The 19,174-nt window shown below is 61.8% G+C and carries 18 protein-coding genes; 8 read left to right on the top strand and 10 right to left on the bottom strand.

The annotated features are described in order from the left end of the window. The first annotated feature begins 11 nt into the window (after positions 1 to 11). A complete protein-coding gene (gene treS / locus ACEWE8_RS05920; RefSeq protein WP_046785596.1) occupies positions 12 to 2,078 on the top strand; it encodes a maltose alpha-D-glucosyltransferase in 2,067 nt (688 codons plus the stop codon). Positions 2,079 to 2,199: 121 nt separating this feature from the next. Continuing rightward, entirely contained in the window at positions 2,200 to 2,817 is a 618-nt protein-coding gene (locus ACEWE8_RS05915) for a riboflavin synthase (protein WP_046785597.1), read from the top strand. Positions 2,818 to 2,947: 130 nt separating this feature from the next. On the opposite strand, the gene proP is transcribed toward ACEWE8_RS05915, so the two are convergent. The 7 genes from proP to ACEWE8_RS05880 all read right to left on the bottom strand — a co-directional run bounded on the left by proP (position 2,948) and on the right by ACEWE8_RS05880 (position 12,145). Beyond that, positions 2,948 to 4,450, bottom strand: a complete 1,503-nt coding sequence (gene proP / locus ACEWE8_RS05910; RefSeq protein WP_046785598.1) for a glycine betaine/L-proline transporter ProP — start codon at positions 4,448 to 4,450, stop codon at positions 2,948 to 2,950. A gap of 91 nt (positions 4,451 to 4,541) precedes the next feature. Next, positions 4,542 to 5,516, bottom strand: coding sequence for a porphobilinogen synthase (gene hemB, locus ACEWE8_RS05905; RefSeq protein ID WP_046785599.1), 975 nt, complete (start codon positions 5,514 to 5,516; stop codon positions 4,542 to 4,544). Positions 5,517 to 5,642: 126 nt separating this feature from the next. Next, positions 5,643 to 6,020 carry a response regulator gene (locus tag ACEWE8_RS05900; protein ID WP_012313999.1) on the bottom strand — a complete coding sequence of 126 codons (378 nt, stop codon included), beginning with the start codon at positions 6,018 to 6,020 and terminating at the stop codon, positions 5,643 to 5,645. 47 nt (positions 6,021 to 6,067) lie between these two features. Beyond that, the gene (locus ACEWE8_RS05895; protein WP_046785600.1) at positions 6,068 to 7,294 is read right to left on the bottom strand and encodes a hybrid sensor histidine kinase/response regulator; all 1,227 of its coding nucleotides are present in this window, start codon (positions 7,292 to 7,294) and stop codon (positions 6,068 to 6,070) included. Beyond that, positions 7,288 to 7,863 (bottom strand): chemotaxis protein CheB, encoded by a 576-nt coding sequence (locus ACEWE8_RS05890; RefSeq protein WP_367903605.1) that lies wholly within the window; start codon positions 7,861 to 7,863, stop codon positions 7,288 to 7,290. Before ACEWE8_RS05890 ends, ACEWE8_RS05895 begins: the two co-directional genes overlap by 7 nt. Beyond that, entirely contained in the window at positions 7,860 to 8,681 is an 822-nt protein-coding gene (locus ACEWE8_RS05885; protein ID WP_046785602.1) for a protein-glutamate O-methyltransferase CheR, read from the bottom strand. Before ACEWE8_RS05885 ends, ACEWE8_RS05890 begins: the two co-directional genes overlap by 4 nt. Further along, positions 8,678 to 12,145, bottom strand: coding sequence for a response regulator (locus tag ACEWE8_RS05880; protein ID WP_367903604.1), 3,468 nt, complete (start codon positions 12,143 to 12,145; stop codon positions 8,678 to 8,680). The genes ACEWE8_RS05885 and ACEWE8_RS05880 overlap by 4 nt, the downstream gene beginning before the upstream one ends. 249 nt (positions 12,146 to 12,394) lie before the next feature. Here ACEWE8_RS05880 and ACEWE8_RS05875 point away from each other — a divergent pair, with 249 nt between their 5' ends. After that, complete coding sequence (locus ACEWE8_RS05875; protein WP_046785604.1) at positions 12,395 to 12,745, top strand: response regulator; 351 nt, start codon at positions 12,395 to 12,397, stop codon at positions 12,743 to 12,745. 44 nt (positions 12,746 to 12,789) lie between these two features. On the opposite strand, the gene cobF is transcribed toward ACEWE8_RS05875, so the two are convergent. Further along, on the bottom strand, positions 12,790 to 13,545 hold the full coding sequence (cobF, locus tag ACEWE8_RS05870) for a precorrin-6A synthase (deacetylating) (protein ID WP_046785666.1): 756 nt from the start codon (positions 13,543 to 13,545) through the stop codon (positions 12,790 to 12,792). Between the two features lie 65 nt (positions 13,546 to 13,610). After that, positions 13,611 to 14,900 carry an OprD family porin gene (locus tag ACEWE8_RS05865; protein WP_046785605.1) on the bottom strand — a complete coding sequence of 430 codons (1,290 nt, stop codon included), beginning with the start codon at positions 14,898 to 14,900 and terminating at the stop codon, positions 13,611 to 13,613. Positions 14,901 to 15,254: 354 nt separating this feature from the next. Here ACEWE8_RS05865 and ACEWE8_RS05860 point away from each other — a divergent pair, with 354 nt between their 5' ends. The 3 genes from ACEWE8_RS05860 (at position 15,255) to ACEWE8_RS05850 (ending at position 16,718) form a co-directional block, all read left to right on the top strand. Further along, complete coding sequence (locus ACEWE8_RS05860) at positions 15,255 to 15,614, top strand: histone-like nucleoid-structuring protein, MvaT/MvaU family (protein WP_046785606.1); 360 nt, start codon at positions 15,255 to 15,257, stop codon at positions 15,612 to 15,614. Positions 15,615 to 15,838: 224 nt separating this feature from the next. Beyond that, entirely contained in the window at positions 15,839 to 16,366 is a 528-nt protein-coding gene (gene gloA / locus ACEWE8_RS05855) for a lactoylglutathione lyase (RefSeq protein WP_046785607.1), read from the top strand. Positions 16,367 to 16,475: 109 nt separating this feature from the next. Then, positions 16,476 to 16,718, top strand: coding sequence for a hypothetical protein (locus tag ACEWE8_RS05850; RefSeq protein WP_039601125.1), 243 nt, complete (start codon positions 16,476 to 16,478; stop codon positions 16,716 to 16,718). 58 nt (positions 16,719 to 16,776) lie between these two features. Here the strand turns inward: ACEWE8_RS05850 and ACEWE8_RS05845 are convergent, their stop codons facing one another. Next, positions 16,777 to 17,598, bottom strand: a complete 822-nt coding sequence (locus ACEWE8_RS05845; RefSeq protein ID WP_046785608.1) for a shikimate 5-dehydrogenase — start codon at positions 17,596 to 17,598, stop codon at positions 16,777 to 16,779. A gap of 220 nt (positions 17,599 to 17,818) precedes the next feature. Between ACEWE8_RS05845 and ACEWE8_RS05840 the strand changes: the two genes are divergently transcribed. Beyond that, positions 17,819 to 18,001, top strand: a complete 183-nt coding sequence (locus ACEWE8_RS05840) for a hypothetical protein (RefSeq protein WP_046785609.1) — start codon at positions 17,819 to 17,821, stop codon at positions 17,999 to 18,001. 242 nt (positions 18,002 to 18,243) lie between these two features. Further along, on the top strand, positions 18,244 to 19,170 hold the full coding sequence (pbpG, locus tag ACEWE8_RS05835) for a D-alanyl-D-alanine endopeptidase (protein WP_042111355.1): 927 nt from the start codon (positions 18,244 to 18,246) through the stop codon (positions 19,168 to 19,170). Positions 19,171 to 19,174: the final 4 nt, after the last annotated feature.

Genomic DNA, 19,174 nt, shown 5'->3' with positions numbered 1-19,174 from the left:
GAGGACGCGAAATGACTCAACCAGACCCGTCATACGTCAAATGGCTCGAAGAGCGTTCCATGCTCAAGGCCTCGCAGGAGCGGGCCCGACTGTATTCCGGCCAGTCTCGCCTGTGGATGAACCCCTACGCCGAAACGCAGCCACGCCGCGCCACCGACATTGCGTCGGTATGGCTCACCGTCTACCCCGACGCGATCATCGCGCCTGAAGGCTGCTCGGTGCTCGGCGCGCTGGGCCACGAAGCCTTGTGGAAGCGCCTGTCGGAAATTGGCGTGCAGGGCATTCATACCGGCCCCATCAAACAGTCCGGCGGTGTCAGCGGGCGCGATTTCACCCCCAGCGTGGACGGCAACTTCGACCGCATCAGCTTCGACATCGACCCGCTCTACGGCAGTGAACAAGAGCTGGTGCAGATGAGCCGCATGGCGGCGGCGCACAATGCCGTGACCATCGACGACCTGATCCCCTCGCACACCGGCAAGGGCGCCGATTTCCGCCTGGCCGAGCTGGCCCACGGCGCCTATCCAGGGCTGTACCACATGGTCGAGATCCGCGAGGAAGACTGGCCGCTGCTGCCAGACGTGCCCCCTGGCCGCGACTCGGTCAACCTGCTGCCGGCGCAGTGCGACGAGCTCAAGGCACACCACTACATCGTCGGCCAGCTGCAACGGGTGATCTTCTTCGAGCCTGGCGTGAAGGAGACCGACTGGAGCGCAACGCCACCGATCACCGGTGTCGATGGCAAGACGCGGCGCTGGGTCTACCTGCACTACTTCAAGGATGGCCAGCCGTCGCTGAACTGGCTGGACCCAAGCTTTGCCGCCCAGCAAATGATCATCGGCGACGCCCTGCACGCGCTGGACTGCCTGGGCGCGCGCGGCCTACGCCTGGATGCCAACGGTTTTCTCGGGGTCGAGACCTGCGCCAGTGGCACCGCCTGGTCGGAAAGCCACCCGCTGTCGCTCGTCGGTAACCAGCTGATCGGCGGCATGATCCGCAAGGCTGGCGGGTTCAGCTTCCAGGAGTTGAACCTGACCCTGGACGACATCGCACAAATGTCCAAAGGCGGCGCCGACCTGTCCTATGACTTCATCACCCGCCCGGCGTACCAGCATGCACTGTTGACCGGCGATACCGAGTTCCTGCGCCTGATGCTCAAGGAAATGCACAGCTTTGGCATCGACCCGGCGTCGTTGATCCACGCCCTGCAGAACCACGACGAGCTCACCGTCGAGCTGGTGCATTTCTGGACCCTGCACGCCCATGACATGTACCTGTACCGGGGCCAGACCCTGCCCGGCAACATCCTGCGCGAACATATCCGCGAGGAAATCTACGAACGCCTCTCGGGCGAACATGCCCCTTACAACTTGCGCTTTGTCACCAACGGCATCTCCTGCACCACCGCCAGCCTGATCACGGCGGCGCTGGGCATCCGTGACCTGGACCAGATTGGCCCGGCGGATGTCGAGCTGATCCAGAAGGTGCACCTGTTGCTGGTGATGTACAACGCCATGCAGCCCGGTGTGGTCGCACTGTCCGGTTGGGACCTGGTCGGCGCCCTGCCGCTGCCGGCCGAGGCGGTGGCGCAAAAGATGGCCGATGGCGATACCCGCTGGATACACCGTGGCGGCTACGACCTGGCCGGGCTCGATGCGCAGGCCGAGGCATCGGTGCGTGGCATGCCGCGCGCACGCGCACTGTACGGCAGCCTCGACCAGCAGCTGGAAAGCAGCGATTCGTTCGCCAGCAAAGTTAAAAAACTGCTCGCCGTGCGCCAGGCCTACGGTATTGCCAGCAGCCGCCAGGTACTGGTGCCCGAGGTCAGCAGCCCGGGGCTGCTGGTGATGGTGCACGAGCTGCCGGCCGGGCGTGGCATCCAGATCAGTGCGCTGAACTTCGGGCAGGAGGTGATCGCTGAAGAGCTGCTGCTGACCGGCTTCACGCCCGGGACGGTGGTGGACATGATCAACGAGACGGTCGAAGGCGACCTGACCGAGGATGGGCGGCTGATGATCAACCTGGACCCGTATGAAGCCTTGTGCTTGAGAATCGTCAACAGCAGTGGGCACGTCTGAGGCTGTATCAGCTACACCTGTGGGCGCCGGGTTGCCGGCGCTCACGGTCCGCCCGGCTTGCTTTTAAAGCTCCAGGGGCATAGTTTCCGGGCATCATTTACCGCGCCCAGGAGCAAATTCCATGTACACCGGCATCGTCCAGGCCGTCCGCCCCCTGCTTGCTGTGACCACCTACCCGGGCCACAACGAGTTCACCATCGACCTTACCCCCGAACTGCTCGACGACCTGAAGATCGGCGCCAGCGTGAGTGTCGAGGGCACCTGCCTGTCGGTCACCGAAATCGACGGCACCCACGTGAAGTTCGACGCCATGACAGCCACCCTGGAGCGCACCAACCTGCGCTGTTTCAAGGCAGGCCAGGGCGTGAACATCGAGCGCTCGGCGAAAATGAATGCCGAAGTCGGCGGCCACCTGATGGCCGGCCACGTCGCTACCACCGCCGAGATCGTCGAGCTGTCGATCAAGGAAACCGGCGCCTTCATCACCTTCCGCATGCCGCCGCAGTGGGCCAGATACGTGTTCCCACGCGGGTTTCTCGGGGTCAACGGCTGCAGCCTGACCGTCGCCGACGTGGACGACACCTTGGTCACCATCAACCTGATCCCGGAAACCCTGCGCCAGACCACTTTCGCCAACTACCAGGCCGGTGAACTGATCAACATCGAAGTGGACCACCAGACCATGGTCCTGGTCGATGTGGTGGAGCGCACACTCAAAGCCACACTGGCCCGTGCCTGATCAGATGCTGCGGGTAATACCGCCATCGACCCTGATGTTCTGCCCGGTGATGGGCACTGCATGATTGGCATGACCAGCCACCTCGGGCGGATGACATTCAGTTTATCGACTGGGTGAACAGGCCCTTCCCTTACTCGATGCGCGGGTGTTGCTGCACCAGCGACTTGCGCTTGGCCTCAAGCTCGGCAATCTGTTCGTCGATATCTTCGATCTTCTGCTCGATGTTGTCGTGGTGCTCCTGCAGCAGCTCACGCGCTTCATCGATATCCGATGCCGCCGGGGCGGCGCCACGCAGTGGCTTGTTGGCGGTTTCTTTCATGGTCAGGCCGGTAATCAGGCCGATGGCGGCAACCACCATCAGGTAGTAGGCCGGCATGTACAGGTCGCCGGTGCTCTCTACCAGCCAGGCAGCCAGGGTTGGGGTCAGGCCGGCGATCAGCACCGAAATGTTGAAGGCGCTGGCCAGGGCGCTGTAACGAATGTGGGTGGGGAACATCGCTGGGAGGGTCGAAGCCATCACGCCGATGAAGAAGTTGAGCAACACGGCGATGATCAGCAAGCCGGCGAAGATCACCCCGAGCACACCGCTGTTGATCAGCATGAAGGCCGGGATGGCCAGGGCGAACAGGCCGACACTGCCGACGATGATGAACGGGCGGCGGCCCCACTTGTCGCTGAGCAGGCCTATGATCGGCTGCACGAACAGCATGCCGACCATGATCGCGATGATGATCAGCACACCGTGGTCTTCGCTGTAGTGCAGGTTGTGCGACAGGTAGCTGGGCATGTAGGTGAGCAGCATGTAGTACGTGACGTTGGTGGCGATCACCACGCCAATGCACGTCACCAGGCTGCGCCAATGTTTAGTGGCGACTTCCTTGAACGACACCTTGGGCCCCGAGGCCAGGCCTTCGCGGTCACCCTGTTCAAGTTTTTCGACATGCTGCTGGAACGCCGGGGTCTCTTCCAGCGCATGGCGCAGGTAGAGGCCGATGATGCCCAGCGGCAAGGCCAGGAAGAACGGCAGGCGCCAGCCCCATTCAAGGAATTTTTCCTCGCCCAGGAAGGTGGAAATCAGCACTACCACGCCCGCGCCAAGGACGAAGCCGGCGATCGAGCCAAAGTCCAGCCAGCTGCCGAGGAAGCCGCGCTTGCGGTCGGGTGCGTATTCGGCGACGAAGATCGAGGCGCCGGTGTATTCACCACCCACCGAGAAGCCCTGGGCCATTTTCGCCAGCAGCAGCAGGATCGGCGCCCAGATGCCGATAGAGGCGTAGGACGGTATCAAGCCGATGGCGAAGGTACTGAGCGACATGATCACAATGGTCGCGGCGAGGATTTTCTGTCGGCCGAACTTGTCGCCCAGGGCACCGAAGAACAGCCCGCCCAGCGGGCGAATCAGGAACGGAACCGAAAAGGTGGCCAAGGCCGCGATCATCTGTACGCTGGGGTCGGCGTTGGGGAAAAACACCTTGCCCAGGGCGTAAGCGACAAAGCCGTAAACGCCGAAGTCGAACCACTCCATGGCGTTGCCCAGTGCAGCGGCAGTGATCGCCTTGCGCATCTTGGCGTCGTCGACGATGGTGATGTCTTTCAAGCCGATCGGCTTGACGGTTTTCTTGCGTGATTTCATCCCTGTGTCCCTGTCACTGAGGCTCTTTGGCATCAGATACACAGGGACACAAAATAATTCCACACTCAGCGATTTCTCGCGTGTATTGGCCTCAGATGCCTTCGCGGGCCAGGTCCATGGCGAAGTAGGTCAGGATCAGGTCGGCACCGGCACGCTTGATCGCGCCGATGCTCTCGCGCACCACTCGCCCTTCGTCGATGGCGCCGGCCAGGCCGCCGAACTTGATCATCGCGTACTCACCGCTGACCTGGTAAGCCGCCAGCGGCAAACGCGACGCAGCGCGAATGTCGGCGATCACGTCCAGGTAGGCACCCGCCGGTTTGACCATCAGCACATCGGCGCCTTCCTGCTCGTCGAGCAGCGACTCGCGCACCGCTTCGCGGCGGTTCATCGGGTTCATCTGGTAGCTCTTGCGGTCGCCCTTGAGCGTGGTGCCACCGGCTTCACGGAACGGGCCATAGAGCGACGAGGCGAACTTGGTGGAGTAGGCCATGATCGCGGTGTCGTGAAAGCCCGCGGCATCCAGTGCACCACGGATGGCCTGAACCTGACCGTCCATCGCCGCCGACGGTGCGATGAAATCGGCACCGGCCGCGGCAGCGACCACCGCCTGCCTGCCCAGGTTGGCCAGGGTGGCGTCGTTGTCCACACCATGGTCGTGCAGCACGCCGCAATGGCCGTGGCTGGTGTACTCACAGAAACAGGTGTCGGACATCACCACCATTTCCGGCACGCTGTCCTTGCAGATGCGTGCCATGCGCGCCACCAGGCCGTTCTCGTTCCAGGTATCGCTACCGGTGGCATCGAGGTTGTGCGAAACGCCGAAGGTCATCACCGACTTGATGCCGGCGCGGGCGTAGCGTTCGATTTCCTGGGCCAGCAGTTTCTCGGGGATGCGGTTGACCCCCGGCATGCTGCTGATCGGCACGAAGTCGTCGATGCCTTCCTCGACGAAGATCGGCAGGATCAGGTCTTCGAGGCGGAATTCCGTCTCCTGGAAAATCGTGCGCAGCGACTCGTTCTGGCGCAGGCGGCGGGGGCGAACGGAAGGGAAAAGATTGGACATGACAGCTCCAGGAAATATGGACGGCGTACACCATATGCCTGTTGAGCTTCAGTGAAAAGGCTCAATGACGAGATTGTGCCTTGCATCAGGGGCAATAGCCGGGGCGGTCAGCCCCGGTACACGGCCTCAGCGCAACAGGTCCTGGATCTGCTTGTGCAAGGTGTCCAGATCAAACGGTTTGGCCAGGATCGGCGCCTTGCGGGCGATGGGGCTGCCCGACTCAAGAATCTCCGCCGGGTAGCCGCTGATGAAGATCACCTTCAGGTCCGGTCGCAGTTTCACCGCAGGCTCGGCGATCTCGACGCCGGAAATGCCGCCGGGCAAGCGGAAGTCGGTGACCATCAGGTCCAGGTGCGGCTTGCTCGCCAGGATGGCGAACGCCTGTTCACCGTCCTCGGCCACCAGTACGTGATAGCCCTCGCCTGCCAGGTAGTCACGCAGGATCATCCGGATTGCCGGTTCATCCTCGACCACCAAAACCACATCTTGTGCATCTTCACTCATGACAACAACGCCTTGAAATTCATACAGTTGGCCATCGGACCCCAGGCTCAGGCAGAGGTTGCCCGCACCTGGTCGTTTTGTTCTGTCAGCCGCGTCAGCGGCAATTGCAGGCAGAAGGTGGCGCCCTTGCCTTCCTCGCTCTGCACCTGGATCTGCCCACCATGGGCCTGGACGATCTGCTCCGAGATATACAGCCCCAAACCCAACCCGGCGCTGGCCTGCTGGGTGGCCACGCGCTCGAACTGCTGGAAGATCCGTTGCTGATTCACGCCACTGATGCCGATGCCGTGATCCTGCACTTGCACGCAGGCCATGCCCGCCTGCTCGAATACCCGAACCTCGACCGGCTGGCGTTCGCCATAACGCAAGGCATTGGACAACAGGTTGGCCAGTACTTGTTCAATCCGGAATTCGTCCCACTCACCCTGCAGGCCATCGCAGCGCTGCAGATCGATATGCGTGCCCAGCGCGGTGGCCTGGGCGGTGAAGTTTTCCACCAGGCCACGCACCAGCTGGCCGAGGTCGAACAGCTTTGGCCGCAGCGACAGCTTGCCGGTGCGGATGCGCGACACATCGAGCATGTCTTCGATCAGACGGATCAGGCTATTGATCTGCCGTTCGTCGCGCTCGACCATGGCCTGCAGCTTGTCGGCGCTGAACGCCTCCAGGCTGCCGCGGGCCAAGTGCATCTTGCGCAGCTGGGTCTCGAGGATAAGGCCATTGAGCGGCGTGCGCACCTCGTGCGCTACGATCGACATGAAGTCGTCGCGCATGCGTACCGCATGCTCCAGCTCACTGCGCGCCACCTGCAACTGCGTCAGCAGCAGCTCCTGCTCCTGGCGGCTGCGCTCAAGGGCCTGCAACTGCCTGTCGAGCACTTTGCGCTGGCGGTAAAGGTCGACAAACACCGTGACCTTGTTTTTCACCGCCAGGGTATCTAGCGGCTTGTACAGGAAGTCCACCGCGCCGCTTTCGTAGCCCTTGAAGGCGTAATTCATCTCGCGCCCGGCAGCGGTGACGAAGACGATCGGGATATTGCGAGTCTTTTCCGTGCCGCGCATCAGTTCGGCCAGTTCAAAGCCGTTCATGCCCGGCATCTGCACGTCGAGAATGGCCAGGGCGAATTCGTGCTCCAGCAACAACGACAATGCGGCTTCCGCAGACTGGGCCTGGTGAACCTCACGGTCTTGGCCCTGAATCAGGGCGTCGAGGGCCAGGAGGTTTTCCGGCAGATCGTCGACGATCAGCAGTTTGGCGGTGATGTGCCTTAGCATGCGCTGGATTCCAGGTTGGCGAGCAATTGCCCGATACCGCTCAAAGAAAGAATAAGGTCGGGCTGGTGGAGCGCCAATGCGGCCTCCGGCATCAGCGCCACCTGGGCGTCGCGGGGGTCCTGGACCACGGTCCGGCCGCCGCTGTTCTTGATGTAGGCAAGGCCTTTGGCACCGTCCTCGTTGGCGCCTGTGAGCAATACGCCCAGCAGGCCCGCGCCATAGGCATCGGCAGCCGAGAAGAACAGGAAGTCAATGGCCGGGCGCGAGAAATGCACCGGCTCCTCCTGGCTCAGCGACAGGCTCAAATCCTGCTCGACCGACAGGTGATAACCAGGCGTCGCCACGTAGATCTGGCCAGGGGCGATGACCTCTTTGTCCCGAGCCTCACGTACCGGCCTGTGCAGGCGCCGCTGCAGCACTTCGGCCAGATGGCTGTGGCGGTCATCGGGCAGGTGCAGCACGCACAGCACAGGCGTCACGAATGCCGGCGGCAGGCCGCCGAGCACCTGAAACAGCGCCTGCACGCCGCCCGCCGAGGCACCGATCACCACCGCGCTCACGCCCTTCATGATTTCCGGAAGATCCGTTCGGGCTTGACCAGCGGCTCGAAGCGGTCGCTGTAAGCGGAGAAATCCACCGATTCCTTGCTGCCCAGCACCAGAAAGCCACGGTGACACAAGGACTCATGGAACAGCCCCAGGGCGCGGTCCTGCAGGTCCTTGTTGAAGTAGATCAGCACATTGCGGCAGGACACCAGCTGGGTTTCGGAAAACACGCTGTCGGTGGCCAGGCTGTGGTCGGCGAAGGTCACGTTGTCGCGCAGGCTGCTGTCCATGATGGCGTTACCGTAGGCGCTGGTGTAGTACTCGGCAAAATCGCGCCGCCCGCCGGCCAGGCGGTAGTTTTCTTCGTACTCGCGCATGCTCTGCATCGAGTAGATGCCCTGCTTGGCCCTGTCCAGGGAACGCGGGTTGATATCGGTGGCATACAGGATGGTGCGCTCGAGCAGCCCCTCCTCGCGCAGCAGGATGGCCATCGAGTACACCTCCTCGCCGGTGCTGCAGCCGGCGATCCAGATCTTGATCGACGGCCAGGTGCGCAACAGCGGCACCACTTCGTTGCGCAGGGCAAGGAAGTGACTAGGGTCGCGGAACATCTCGCTGACCGGGATCGTCAGGAACTGCAGCAACTGCATGAACATGCCCGGGTCGTGCAGCACCCGCTCCTGCAGGGCCGACACCGTCAGGCAATCGAACTGGCGCAGGGCATGGAGGATCCTGCGCTTGATCGAAGCGCCGGAGTAGTTGCGAAAATCGTAGCTGTACTTGAGGTAGATCGCCTCGATCAGCAGCCTGATCTCGATGTCGGTGTTGCGCTCGCTAATCAAATTCGCTCCAGTTGCGGCAGCCACACACGGATCAACGAGAACAGGCGGTCCAGGTCGATCGGTTTGGCCAGGTAATCATTGGCGCCAGCCTGCAGGCAGCGCTGCTGGTCATCCTTCATCGCCTTGGCGGTCACGGCGATGATCGGCAACTTGCGCCAGCGCGGCTGCTGGCGGATCAGGCGGGTAGCCTCGAAGCCGTCCATTTCCGGCATCATCACATCCATCAGCACCAGGTCGATATCGTCATGCTGCTCCAGGCGTTCGATGGCCTCACGCCCGTTGCGGCCGATCTCGACGATGGCGCCCTTGTGCTCCAGGGCACTGGTGAGGGCGAAGATGTTACGCACATCGTCGTCCACCAGCAGCACCTTGCGGCCTTCGAACACCTTGTCACGGCTGCGCGCGGTCTTGAGCATGCGCTGGCGTTCATGGGACAGCTGCGATTCGACTTTGTGCAGGAACAACGTCACTTCGTCGAGCAAACGCTCTGGCGAGCGGGCCCCCTTGATGATGATCGAGCGCGAATACTTGAGCAGCTCGGCTTCTTCTTCGCGGGTGAGGTTGCGCCCGGTGTAGACGATCACCGGTGGGAAGGAACGGATATCTTCTGCAGTCATGCGCTTGAGCAGCTCATTACCGAGCATGTCGGGCAGCTTGAGGTCGATGATCATACAGTCGTAGATGTTCTCGCGCAGCAACGCCAGGGCGTCCTGGGCCAGGGCCACGGCGGTGATCTCGATATCGTCGTCGCCGATCAGGCGGGCGATGCTCTCACGCTGCAGGTCGTCATCCTCCACCAGCAGGATGTGCTTGAGCTTCTGTGTCAGCTTGGCTTCCAGGCGAGCGAACACTTCTTTGAGCTCTTCGCGGCTGGTCGGTTTGACCGCGTAACCCACCGCCCCCATGTGCATGGCCGCCTCGACGCGGTCTTCCACCGATATGATGTGCACCGGGATGTGCCGGGTGGCTGCCAGCTCCTTCAGGCGCTGCAACACGGTGAGGCCGGAGTGGTCGGGCAGGCGCATGTCCAGCAGGATCGCATCGGGAATGTACTGGGCTGCCAGCGCGAAGCCCTCGTCGGCGGCCTGGGCCACCAGGCAGCTGTAGCCCAGTTCGTGAGCCAGGTCGAAGAGGATACGGGCGAAGTTCGGCTCGTCCTCGATCACCAGGATGCAGCGGTTGCCGAACGGGGCGTGCTCGCGGTCATCGGTGAAGGTCGGTGCCGGCAGTTTCGGCGCCACTGCCATAGCCACCTTGGGCACTGGCGGCAGCGTGTCGACCGCCGGACGCAGGCTGTGGGCCTCGACTTCCTCGGCCTCAGCTTCGTAACGTTCCGGCATGGTCAGGCTGAACACACTGCCCTGGCCTGGGTTGCTGTCGACACTGATCTGCCCACCCAGCAAATGCGCCAGGTCGCGGGAGATCGACAGGCCCAGCCCGGTGCCGCCGTATCGGCGGTTGCTGCTGCCATCGACTTGGTGGAAGGCGCCGAAGATCGCCTGCTGCTGGTCAGCGGCAATACCGATGCCGGAGTCGCGCACGGCGAAGACAATGCCGGTGCCTGCCTGGTGGCTGATGGTCAGGCTGACCTGGCCGTGGTCGGTGAACTTGATCGCATTGGACAGCAGGTTCTTGAGTATCTGCTCCAGGCGCTGGCGGTCGGTGAACAGTGTCACCGGTACATGCGGTTCGACCTTGACCTCGAACGCCAGGCCCTTGTGCTCGGCCAGCGGCAGGAACATGCCGCGCAGGCCTTCGACCAGGCGCTCCAGCTGAGTGGTCTCGGGGCGCACTTCAAGCTTGCCGGCCTCGACTTTGGCGATGTCGAGAATGTCGTTGATCAGGTTGAGCAGGTCATTGCCGGCCGAATAGATGGACTCGGCGAACTTGACCTGTTCGGCGCTGAGGTTGCCCTCGCCGTTCTCCGCCAGCAGCTTGGCCAGGATCAGCGAGCTGTTGAGCGGCGTGCGCAGCTCGTGGGACATGTTGGCGAGGAACTCGGACTTGTACTTGCTCGAACGCTGCAACTCATCGGCGCGGGCCTGCAACTCTTGCTGGGCCTGCATCAACTCGTCGTTCTTGCGGTCCAGGGCATCGGTGCGCTCGGACAGTTGCTCGTTGGTCTGTTCGAGCTCGGCCTGCTGGGTCTCCAGGTGGGCCTGGGACTCCTTGAGCACACGGGACTGCTCTTCAAGCTCCTCGTTGGCAGTCTTGAGTTCTTCCTGCTGCACCTGCAGCTCTTCGTTGAGCTGCTGAGTCTCGGCCAGCACTTCCTGGAGGCGCTGGCGGTAGCGGGCGCTTTCGATGGACATGCCAAGGTTGCCGCCAACCCGCTCCATCAGCTCATCGTCCCGCTCCTGCAGCGGGCGCAGGAAGCCCAGCTCGATCACGCCGTTGATCTGGCCATCGTCGATGGCCGGCATCAGCAAGGCACTGCGCGGCAAGCCGCTACCCAGGCCGGAGCTGAGGCGGTAGTAGTCCTCGGGCAGGTCATCCAGGCGCAGCAGGCGGCCTTCGCGCACTGCCTGAGACAGCAGGCCATCGTGGGCGGCCAGCACCTGTTCGCGGCCCTGCTCCTCGGCGTCCAGGCCATAGCTGGCGACGCGCACCAGGCGCCCATGGCCGTCGCGCACGTACAGCGCACCGACCACGCTGCCCAGATAGCTGGCGAAGAAGCGCAGGATGTTTTCGCCAAGCATCGGCAGGGTCAGCTGCCCCAGCACCTGCTCGGCCAGCTGGGTCTGACCGTTGCGCAGCCAGGCCTGGTGTTCCAGGCGCTCGGCCGAGCGCTGCTGAGCCTTGAGGTTGTCATCGTAGCTGGTAGACAGCGCCATCAGGTCGCGACGGCCCAGGTAAGCCAACAAAGCGCTCAGGCCAACGATCAATAGCACAAACGCTGAGATGGCAGTCACCGTGACGCTGCTGACCTTCTCGTTGCGGGCCATGCGCAGCTGCTGTTCAGTGCCGATCAGGTCGTCGAATTCCTTGCGGATCTCGTCGGTGATGCGCTTGCCGCGGCCGTTGATGACCGACTGTCGGTAATCCCCGCCATCGCGGCGCTGGTTGATCATCTCGCCGCCAAACTCATTCCAGGCATGCTGCAGGGCGATCAGGCGGTCGATGCGGTCGACCTGCTGAGGGTTGTCCTCGACCATGCCGCGCAGGCTGTTGAGGCTACCCTGAATTTTCGGTTTGGCGACCTCGTAAGGGTCCAGGAAGCGCTCGTCACCGGTGATCAGAAACCCGCGCATGCCGGTTTCCATGTCGATCGACAGCTTGACCGCTTCGTTGGCATTGCCGATCACCCGATCGGTGTGCTCCACCCACTGCATGGCCGACAACAGGTAGTTGATCACCGCGACGAAAGCCACGGCACCAAGCAGGCCCACCCCCAGGGGCAAGCCAATGTTGCGGCTCAACAGCTTGCGGAAGCTTTGCTGGTCCATCGAGGCTGCTTGAATCATTTGAAAACGCCCGAGCGAAAAAGTCCATTGAACGGTGTGGCGGATAAAGCCTGTTCTTGTATGCCGCCGCGCTCACCGGTTAACAGCGAGTCTAACCAGCTTTGCTGGTCGCGACAGGGCGTTTAGCCAGTATTTGAAGGTTACCTTCAGCAATCGTTCCATCCAATCACAACGATCGGTATCCTCACGGAACTTCTGACGCTGGCCAGCGCACAGAATAAAGACATTCTTCTGGTACAGGATCACACAATGCACCTCTTGGTAGTCGAAGATGACGACATCGTCCGTATGTTGATGGTCGATGTGCTCGACGAACTGGGCTATGAGACCCTCGAGGCGGACTGCGCCAGTGCCGCGCTTAAGATCCTTCAAGACCCAGGCAAGGCGCTGGCCCTGCTGATGACCGATGTAGGCCTGCCGGACATGCGCGGCGAAGAACTGGCGAAACAGGCCCGTGCCATCCGGCCAGCGCTGCCAGTGCTGTTTGCCAGCGGCTACGCCGAAAGCCTCGATGTGCCCGACGGGATGCACATGATTGGCAAGCCGTTCAGCATCGAGCAGTTGCGCGATAAAGTGGTGGGGATTTTGGGTACGCCGTGACATCGGTGGCGCCTCTTCGCGGTTTTACCCGTGAAGAGGCCGGCTCAAGTCCATGACTCGCGCCGCAACAGGTAGGTATCCATGATCCACCCCTTGCGCGCCCTCGCCTCCTCGCGCACCTGCAGAATCCGCCCCTTCACCGCCTGCAAAGGCCCGGCGATCAGCACTTCGTCCTCCGTTCCCAGGTAAGCCCCCCAGTAGATGAGCAGCCCAGGGTCGTCGACCTGGGCAAATGCGCATTGCCCGTCGAGCATCACCACCACGTTGTCAATCTGCCCCTGTTGCGCCAGGCGCCGCCCCGGTAAAACCACCAATGGCTCGCCTATACGGTTCAGCGGCACCTGATGCCGCGCCGCCAGCGCCTGCACACTGCTGATGCCTGGGATGACCTGCAGGCGCAGTGCCACACCACGCTCGCGAACCAACTGCAGAATGCGCAGGGTGCTGTCATACAAGCCAGGCTCGCCCCAAAGCAAAAAGGCGCCGATATCCTCACTGCACATTTCATCGGTTATCAGCCGGGCATACAGCGCCGCGCGCTGGCGATGCCAGTCCTGGACCGCAGCCACATAGTCGGCCGCGTCAGCATCGCGTTGCGGGTCCGCCACCTGTACCAGGCGGTAGCCGCCCTGCGGCCTGTAGCGTTCAACAATGGCCTTGCGCAGGCTAACCAGCTCGTCTTTGTCCGACCCCTTGTCCAGTACGAAGAAGACGGTGGCGCGACGCAACGCCTCGACAGCCTCGTAGGTCACCTGGCGCGGGTCGCCCGGGCCGATACCAATCAACAACAGGTCTCTCATGGCTTCGCCCTGCACAAAAACCAGCAGCCATTGTCGGCCGACCGCCGGTGTTTGGCAAAGCGCACTCAGAAGATCGAGAAGTTGTAGCTGACGATGACCCGTGTTTCGTCCATGTCACGCGCCCACTTTTCGTAGTTGCTGCGGTAGGTAGAATTGCGCAGGCGCACGCTGACATCTTTGAAGGTACCGCTCTGTACCTGGTACTTGAGCTCGGTGTCGCGCTCCCACTCCTTGCCTTGGGCGTCACTACCCGGGACCTTGATGTGGTCGCCATTGATATAGCGGGTGAAGAACGTCAGGCCCGGCACGCCCAGGGCCTTGAAGTCGTAGTCGTAACGCAACTGCCATGAGCGCTCCTGCGCGGCGGCGAAGTCGTTGACCTGCGCATAGTTGACCAGGTACGGGTTGCTGCCATCGAGGTAGGGCATGGCGTTTTCGCCATACATGCGCTGCCAGCCTGCGCTGACCTTATGGCCGCCCAGGCTGTAGCCGAGCATGGCGCTGAAGGCGCGATGATCGATTTGGCCTGCTCGGGCGCTACCGATGTCATCGCTCTTGATCAGCCGCAGGTCGGCCGACAGGCTGCCCAGCGCAAGCGGCTGGCTGGCCACCAGGCCAAGAAAGTGCTGACGGTATATGTTTTCCAGCCTGGCCACTTGGTATTGAGCACTGAACCGGTCATTGAACCGGTAATCCAGCCCTGCCAGGTCGAAGTGGTCGGCTTGGGTATCGCAGGCATAGCGCTTGTTCTTGCAATGCACGCGAATGTCCTGGCGGTCGGTGGAATCACGGGCGGTGTACTTGTTCAGGCGGGCCAGCGTGAACTTCAGGTCGCGCACTTCTTCTGAAGTGAGCATGGCGCCGTGGAACAGGGTGGGCAACAGGCGACCGTCGTTGTATTTCAACAACGGTACATCCGGCATCATCGAGCCGTATCTGAGCACGGTATTGGACACCTTGACCTTGGCAGCCAGGCCCATCTTCGCGTATTGGTCGGCAGCGCGCCTGGGGTCATGGCCGGAAGAAGGCAACAAACCGCTGTTACTGTCCGCCGGGCTGGAGTCCAGCTTGATACCGAACATGCCCAAAGCATCCACACCAACGCCTACCGGGCCTTGGGTATAACCCGACTGCACATTGAGAATGAAGCCTTGTGCCCACTCTTCGCGCTTGGACGCACCTTGGCTGGAAGTGCTGTGGCCGTCACGAAAGTCCCGGTTGAAATAAACAGTGCGTGCTTCGACCTTGGCACGGCTGTCTTCAAGAAAACCGGCGGCCTGGGCGTGCGTGCCGGCACACATCAGCAACAGGCCGGCAACTCGGCGCCCGGGGGCGAGAGGAAAAGAGGCAAACATGCGAGGGAACATCCAGAGAAAGACAGAAACAATGCACGGCGAACGCACGCGGCGCAGACAAGACGCGGCCGAACAATGCTCGGCCATCATCAGAAATGATCGCGAAAAGGCTCTGGCGCGCACCATTGGACCATGGTCTAGATGCGCCGGGCCGACGGCCTGTACCCACCGGAATTATGCGCCCGGAAAACTTGTAAAGTTCCCGTCTTATTTGGAAAAGTTTGCGGTTTACCCAATTGTCACAAGTGTCTACACTCGTCATCAGCGAACAGTTTAACCCACCCGCGTGGCCGGCGTTATTTCTCTTCAATGTTCGTCACGCCCCGCCACAGATGACGTACAGGAGTGATTACAGTGTCCAGACTTGCAGAGTTTCGTGCTGCCGAAAAAGCGCTCCAGGAACAGATGGCTCAACTGGAGGCGCTGAAAAAGGATACCGGCCTAAAACGTGAAATCGAATTCGAGCAGAAACTAGTCGGCCTGATGAAAAGCTATGACAAAAGTCTGCGCGATATCATCGCCATCCTCGACCCCAAGGCCGTCACCCGGGGCGCAACCAATGCGCCAAAGCAACAACGCCGCCCGCGCGTGGTGAAAGTGTATGAAAACCCGCACACCGGCGAGCTGATCGAGACCAAAGGTGGTAACCATCGCGGGCTGAAGGCGTGGAAAGAACAGTACGGGGCCGGCACGGTGGAAAGTTGGCTGCGCTGATGAAACGTCAACGCTTGCTTCACACTTTTTTCACAAGGGCTGGCTCAATATCGAGACAGCTAAAGGACTAGCGACCCCATCACGCGCCCGCACACGCGGGCCTCTAATTCCAGCGCCCTGCACTCGTGCAGGGCGCTTTCATTTGCGCAATCGGTTCACTGCCGTATCATGGCCCTCCTGTCTGTTCCGCTGGCCCCGGTGCCAGCCTCGTCTCTGGAGTACCCATGAGCCTGCACGATCTGCAAAACCTGCCTGGCGTCACCGCGCAGCCCGACGCCGCCACTGCCCAATTCGTCTTCAACCACACCATGCTGCGGGTCAAGGACATCGAGAAGTCGCTGGACTTCTACACCCGTGTGCTGGGCTTTCGCCTGGTCGACAAGCGCGACTTCCCGGAAGCGGAATTCAGCCTGTACTTCCTGGCCCTGGTAGACCCGGCGCAGATTCCAGCCGACGACGCCGAGCGCCATCAGTGGATGAAATCGATCCCCGGCGTGCTTGAGCTGACCCACAACCACGGTACAGAGAACGACCCCGCGTTCGCCTATCACAACGGCAACACCGACCCACGTGGTTTCGGCCACATCTGCATTTCGGTGCCGGACGTGCGTGTTGCCTGCGCCCGCTTCGAAGAGCTGAACGTGCCGTTCCAGAAACGCCTGGCAGACGGGCGCATGAACCATCTGGCCTTCGTCAAGGACCCGGACGGTTACTGGGTCGAAGTGATTCAGCCCTCTGAGCTCAAGGGCTGATCCGAAAGTGTGAGCTTCGTCGGCTCGCGCTCGTCAGGCCGGGAACTCCCGGCCCCTCGCTGTGGTATATGGAAGTAACAGCTTCACTAGCCACAGCGAGGTAAGGACGATGCAATCTCTTCACTGTGAATACCGCGACCACACCATCACCGCCAGCGTGATGCCTCACCCCGACTCCCCTCTGCCCTATTCTGCGGGCTGCCTGATCACCGATCCGCAAGGCCATACCAGCAAGCGTTTATCCATGCCGATGAAGTTCTTCTCTGACCTTGAGAACGCTCAGCATGTGTCGCTGGCCCATGGCCGGGCCCTGGTGGACGAGCAGCTGGACAAGGGGCACAAGGCGTTCTGATTTTGCGCACAGACGGCCTTCTCGCCGGGTTGCCCGCGAGGAGGCCGCAGAAGAGGATCTAGACGTCCCGGGCGTACGCCACTGCAGCCTCGACCTGCTCTCGGGCAGGTCGCACGCCGGTATACAGCACGAACTGCTCCAGTGCCTGCAACGCGATCACCTCCAGGCCGGTAATCACCGGCTTGCCCAGCGCCTGCGCCCGCTGGATCAAGGGCGTCTGCGCCGGCATCGCCACCACATCGAAGACCCGCTGCGCCGCAGCAATGGCGTTCTCGCTGAACGCCAGCTCATGGGCCTCCTGCCCGCCCGCCATGCCGATCGGCGTCACGTTCACCAGCATCGGCGGGCACCGGTCACCCAGCTCAGCGACCCAGCGATAGCCACAAACGTCGGCCAACTGGCGCCCCGCCTGCTCGTTGCGGGCGACGATGATGCCCTCCTTGAACCCGGCATCGCGCAGCGCACTGGCCACCGCCTTGGCCATGCCACCACTACCGCGCAGGGCAAAGGCTGTAGACGGGTCGACACGATGCTGTTCGAGCAACTGCCGTACTGCCAGGTAGTCGGTGTTGTAGGCTTTCAGATGACCAGCCGTGTTGACCACGGTGTTGACCGACTCGATGGCTGCCGCTGACGGGTCAACCTCATCGACCAAGGCCATGCAGGCCTCCTTGTACGGCATGGAAACACCACAGCCGCGGATGCCCAGCGCGCGGATACCCGCCACAGCGGCCGGCAAGTCATCGGTGCTCATCGCCTTGTAGTAGTAATCCAGGCCCAACTGGCGGTACAGGTGGTTATGAAAGCGAACGCCAAAGTGACCTGGCCGGCCGGCCAGGGAAATGCACAGCACGGTGTCCCTGCTGGGAGTTGCCGTCATGACCTGCTCCTTGTTCGTAACTGAAACGTTTGTTCAGCGTAACAGACCCGCCCGTTCATCGTCCCTTACACAACCTTTACCGTTTCCCTGCGCTCAGCTGACAGTGGCAAGAGCCATAGTAGTGAACAGTTGATAAAGCTGATGAGCACTATTGAGCGAGTCGATTTCAAACCGAGCTGGCCACTGCGTAAGGTAGCGGCATGTTTTACAGGAGGTCCACATGGCCACTATTCAGATCATGTCCGTCGTCGGCAGCGCCGTCCCCTCTACTCTGCGTGAGCAGGGCCTGCTGGCATGCTGGTACCTGGTGCATAACGGTGAAGCGGTGAGCGGACCGTTGGCCACCCGTGCATCAGCCCAGGCCCTTGCTGATCGACTGAAGGACGATTGCCTGCTCGCTTGAAACGAATGTGTTGTGCGTTGCTCTTTGCCCTGTTCTGGCCCGCCTTTTGGCGGGTCTTTTTTTGCCGGCGCGAAACCGACGAACGGAGGCAGAATAACCGTTACAGCATGAAGGTTTTTTCATTTCGACCGGGTGGCTCCACGAGCATTCGACAGCCGCTGAGCCATACTCCAGAATGCGAGCGGTTTTTGGGGGAAACCCTTGCACAGCCAACGACATACCAACTTTTAGTGAGCCTGAACGTGAAAACATCCCTGTCCATCCTCAGCCTGCTGCTGTTGCTCACAGGTACCGCGACCCTACCGTCGACCGCTGCTGCACAACCCCCAGCCCAGATTCAACGCGACCCTTCAAAGCTGCATCTGGCTTCCGGCAGCGCCCTGCTGATCGACCTCAATACCAACAAGGAACTGTATTCGAGCCACGCCGACCGCGTGGTGCCGATTGCCTCGGTGACCAAACTGATGACCGCGATGGTGGTGCTGGACGCCAAGCTGCCCATGGATGAGATGCTCACCATGACCATCGCCAACAACCCGGACATGAAAGGGGTGTACTCGCGCGTGCGCCTGGGCAGCCAACTCAACCGCCGCGAAACCCTGCTCATTACCCTGATGTCGTCGGAAAACCGCGCCGCCACCTCCCTGGCCAACCACTATCCAGGGGGCTACCCGGCTTTCATCAAGGCAATGAACGCCAAAGCCCGCAGCCTGGGCATGGCGCACACCCGCTATGTCGAGCCGACCGGCCTGTCGACGCAGAACGTCTCCAGCGCCCGCGACCTGGCCAAGCTACTGATGGCGTCGCGCAAATACCCGATGCTCAGCGAGCTGTCGACCACCCGCGAAAAAACCGTGGCCTTCCGCAAACCCAACTACACACTGGGCTTTCGCAATACCGACCACCTGGTCAACAAGAGCAACTGGGACATCAAGCTGACCAAGACCGGCTTCACCAATGAGGCCGGGCATTGCCTGGTGCTGCTGACGCGCATGGACAACCGCCCGGTGGCCATGGTGATCCTCGATGCGTTCGGCAAGTACACCCACTTTGCCGATGCAAGCCGCATGCGCCAGTGGCTGGAGACCGGCACAGCCAAGCCGGCACCGGCAGTGGCGATGCAGTACAAGTCGGACCGGCAGAACAAGAGCCGCCTGGCCGCAGAGTAACGCC

Source organism: Pseudomonas sp. TR47, assembly GCF_044143025.1.
GTDB lineage: Bacteria > Pseudomonadota > Gammaproteobacteria > Pseudomonadales > Pseudomonadaceae > Aquipseudomonas > Aquipseudomonas putida_E.
This window is presented reverse-complemented; position numbering and strand designations above follow the sequence as displayed.

Bases quoted from the DNA above. Each gene is read 5' to 3' on its own strand.
- ACEWE8_RS05895 (WP_046785600.1), bottom strand. From the start codon at position 7,294: ATGCTAAGGCACATCACCGCCAAACTGCTGATCGTCGACGATCTGCCG.
- ACEWE8_RS05890 (WP_367903605.1), bottom strand. From the start codon at position 7,863: ATGAAGGGCGTGAGCGCGGTGGTGATCGGTGCCTCGGCGGGCGGCGTG.
- ACEWE8_RS05850 (WP_039601125.1), top strand. From the start codon at position 16,476: ATGCAATCTCTTCACTGTGAATACCGCGACCACACCATCACCGCCAGC.
- gloA (WP_046785607.1), top strand. From the start codon at position 15,839: ATGAGCCTGCACGATCTGCAAAACCTGCCTGGCGTCACCGCGCAGCCC.
- treS (WP_046785596.1), top strand. From the start codon at position 12: ATGACTCAACCAGACCCGTCATACGTCAAATGGCTCGAAGAGCGTTCC.
- ACEWE8_RS05840 (WP_046785609.1), top strand. From the start codon at position 17,819: ATGGCCACTATTCAGATCATGTCCGTCGTCGGCAGCGCCGTCCCCTCT.
- ACEWE8_RS05865 (WP_046785605.1), bottom strand. From the start codon at position 14,900: ATGTTTGCCTCTTTTCCTCTCGCCCCCGGGCGCCGAGTTGCCGGCCTG.
- ACEWE8_RS05915 (WP_046785597.1), top strand. From the start codon at position 2,200: ATGTACACCGGCATCGTCCAGGCCGTCCGCCCCCTGCTTGCTGTGACC.
- ACEWE8_RS05880 (WP_367903604.1), bottom strand. From the start codon at position 12,145: ATGATTCAAGCAGCCTCGATGGACCAGCAAAGCTTCCGCAAGCTGTTG.
- ACEWE8_RS05845 (WP_046785608.1), bottom strand. From the start codon at position 17,598: ATGACGGCAACTCCCAGCAGGGACACCGTGCTGTGCATTTCCCTGGCC.
- cobF (WP_046785666.1), bottom strand. From the start codon at position 13,545: ATGAGAGACCTGTTGTTGATTGGTATCGGCCCGGGCGACCCGCGCCAG.
- ACEWE8_RS05900 (WP_012313999.1), bottom strand. From the start codon at position 6,020: ATGAGTGAAGATGCACAAGATGTGGTTTTGGTGGTCGAGGATGAACCG.
- proP (WP_046785598.1), bottom strand. From the start codon at position 4,450: ATGAAATCACGCAAGAAAACCGTCAAGCCGATCGGCTTGAAAGACATC.
- hemB (WP_046785599.1), bottom strand. From the start codon at position 5,516: ATGTCCAATCTTTTCCCTTCCGTTCGCCCCCGCCGCCTGCGCCAGAAC.
- ACEWE8_RS05875 (WP_046785604.1), top strand. From the start codon at position 12,395: ATGCACCTCTTGGTAGTCGAAGATGACGACATCGTCCGTATGTTGATG.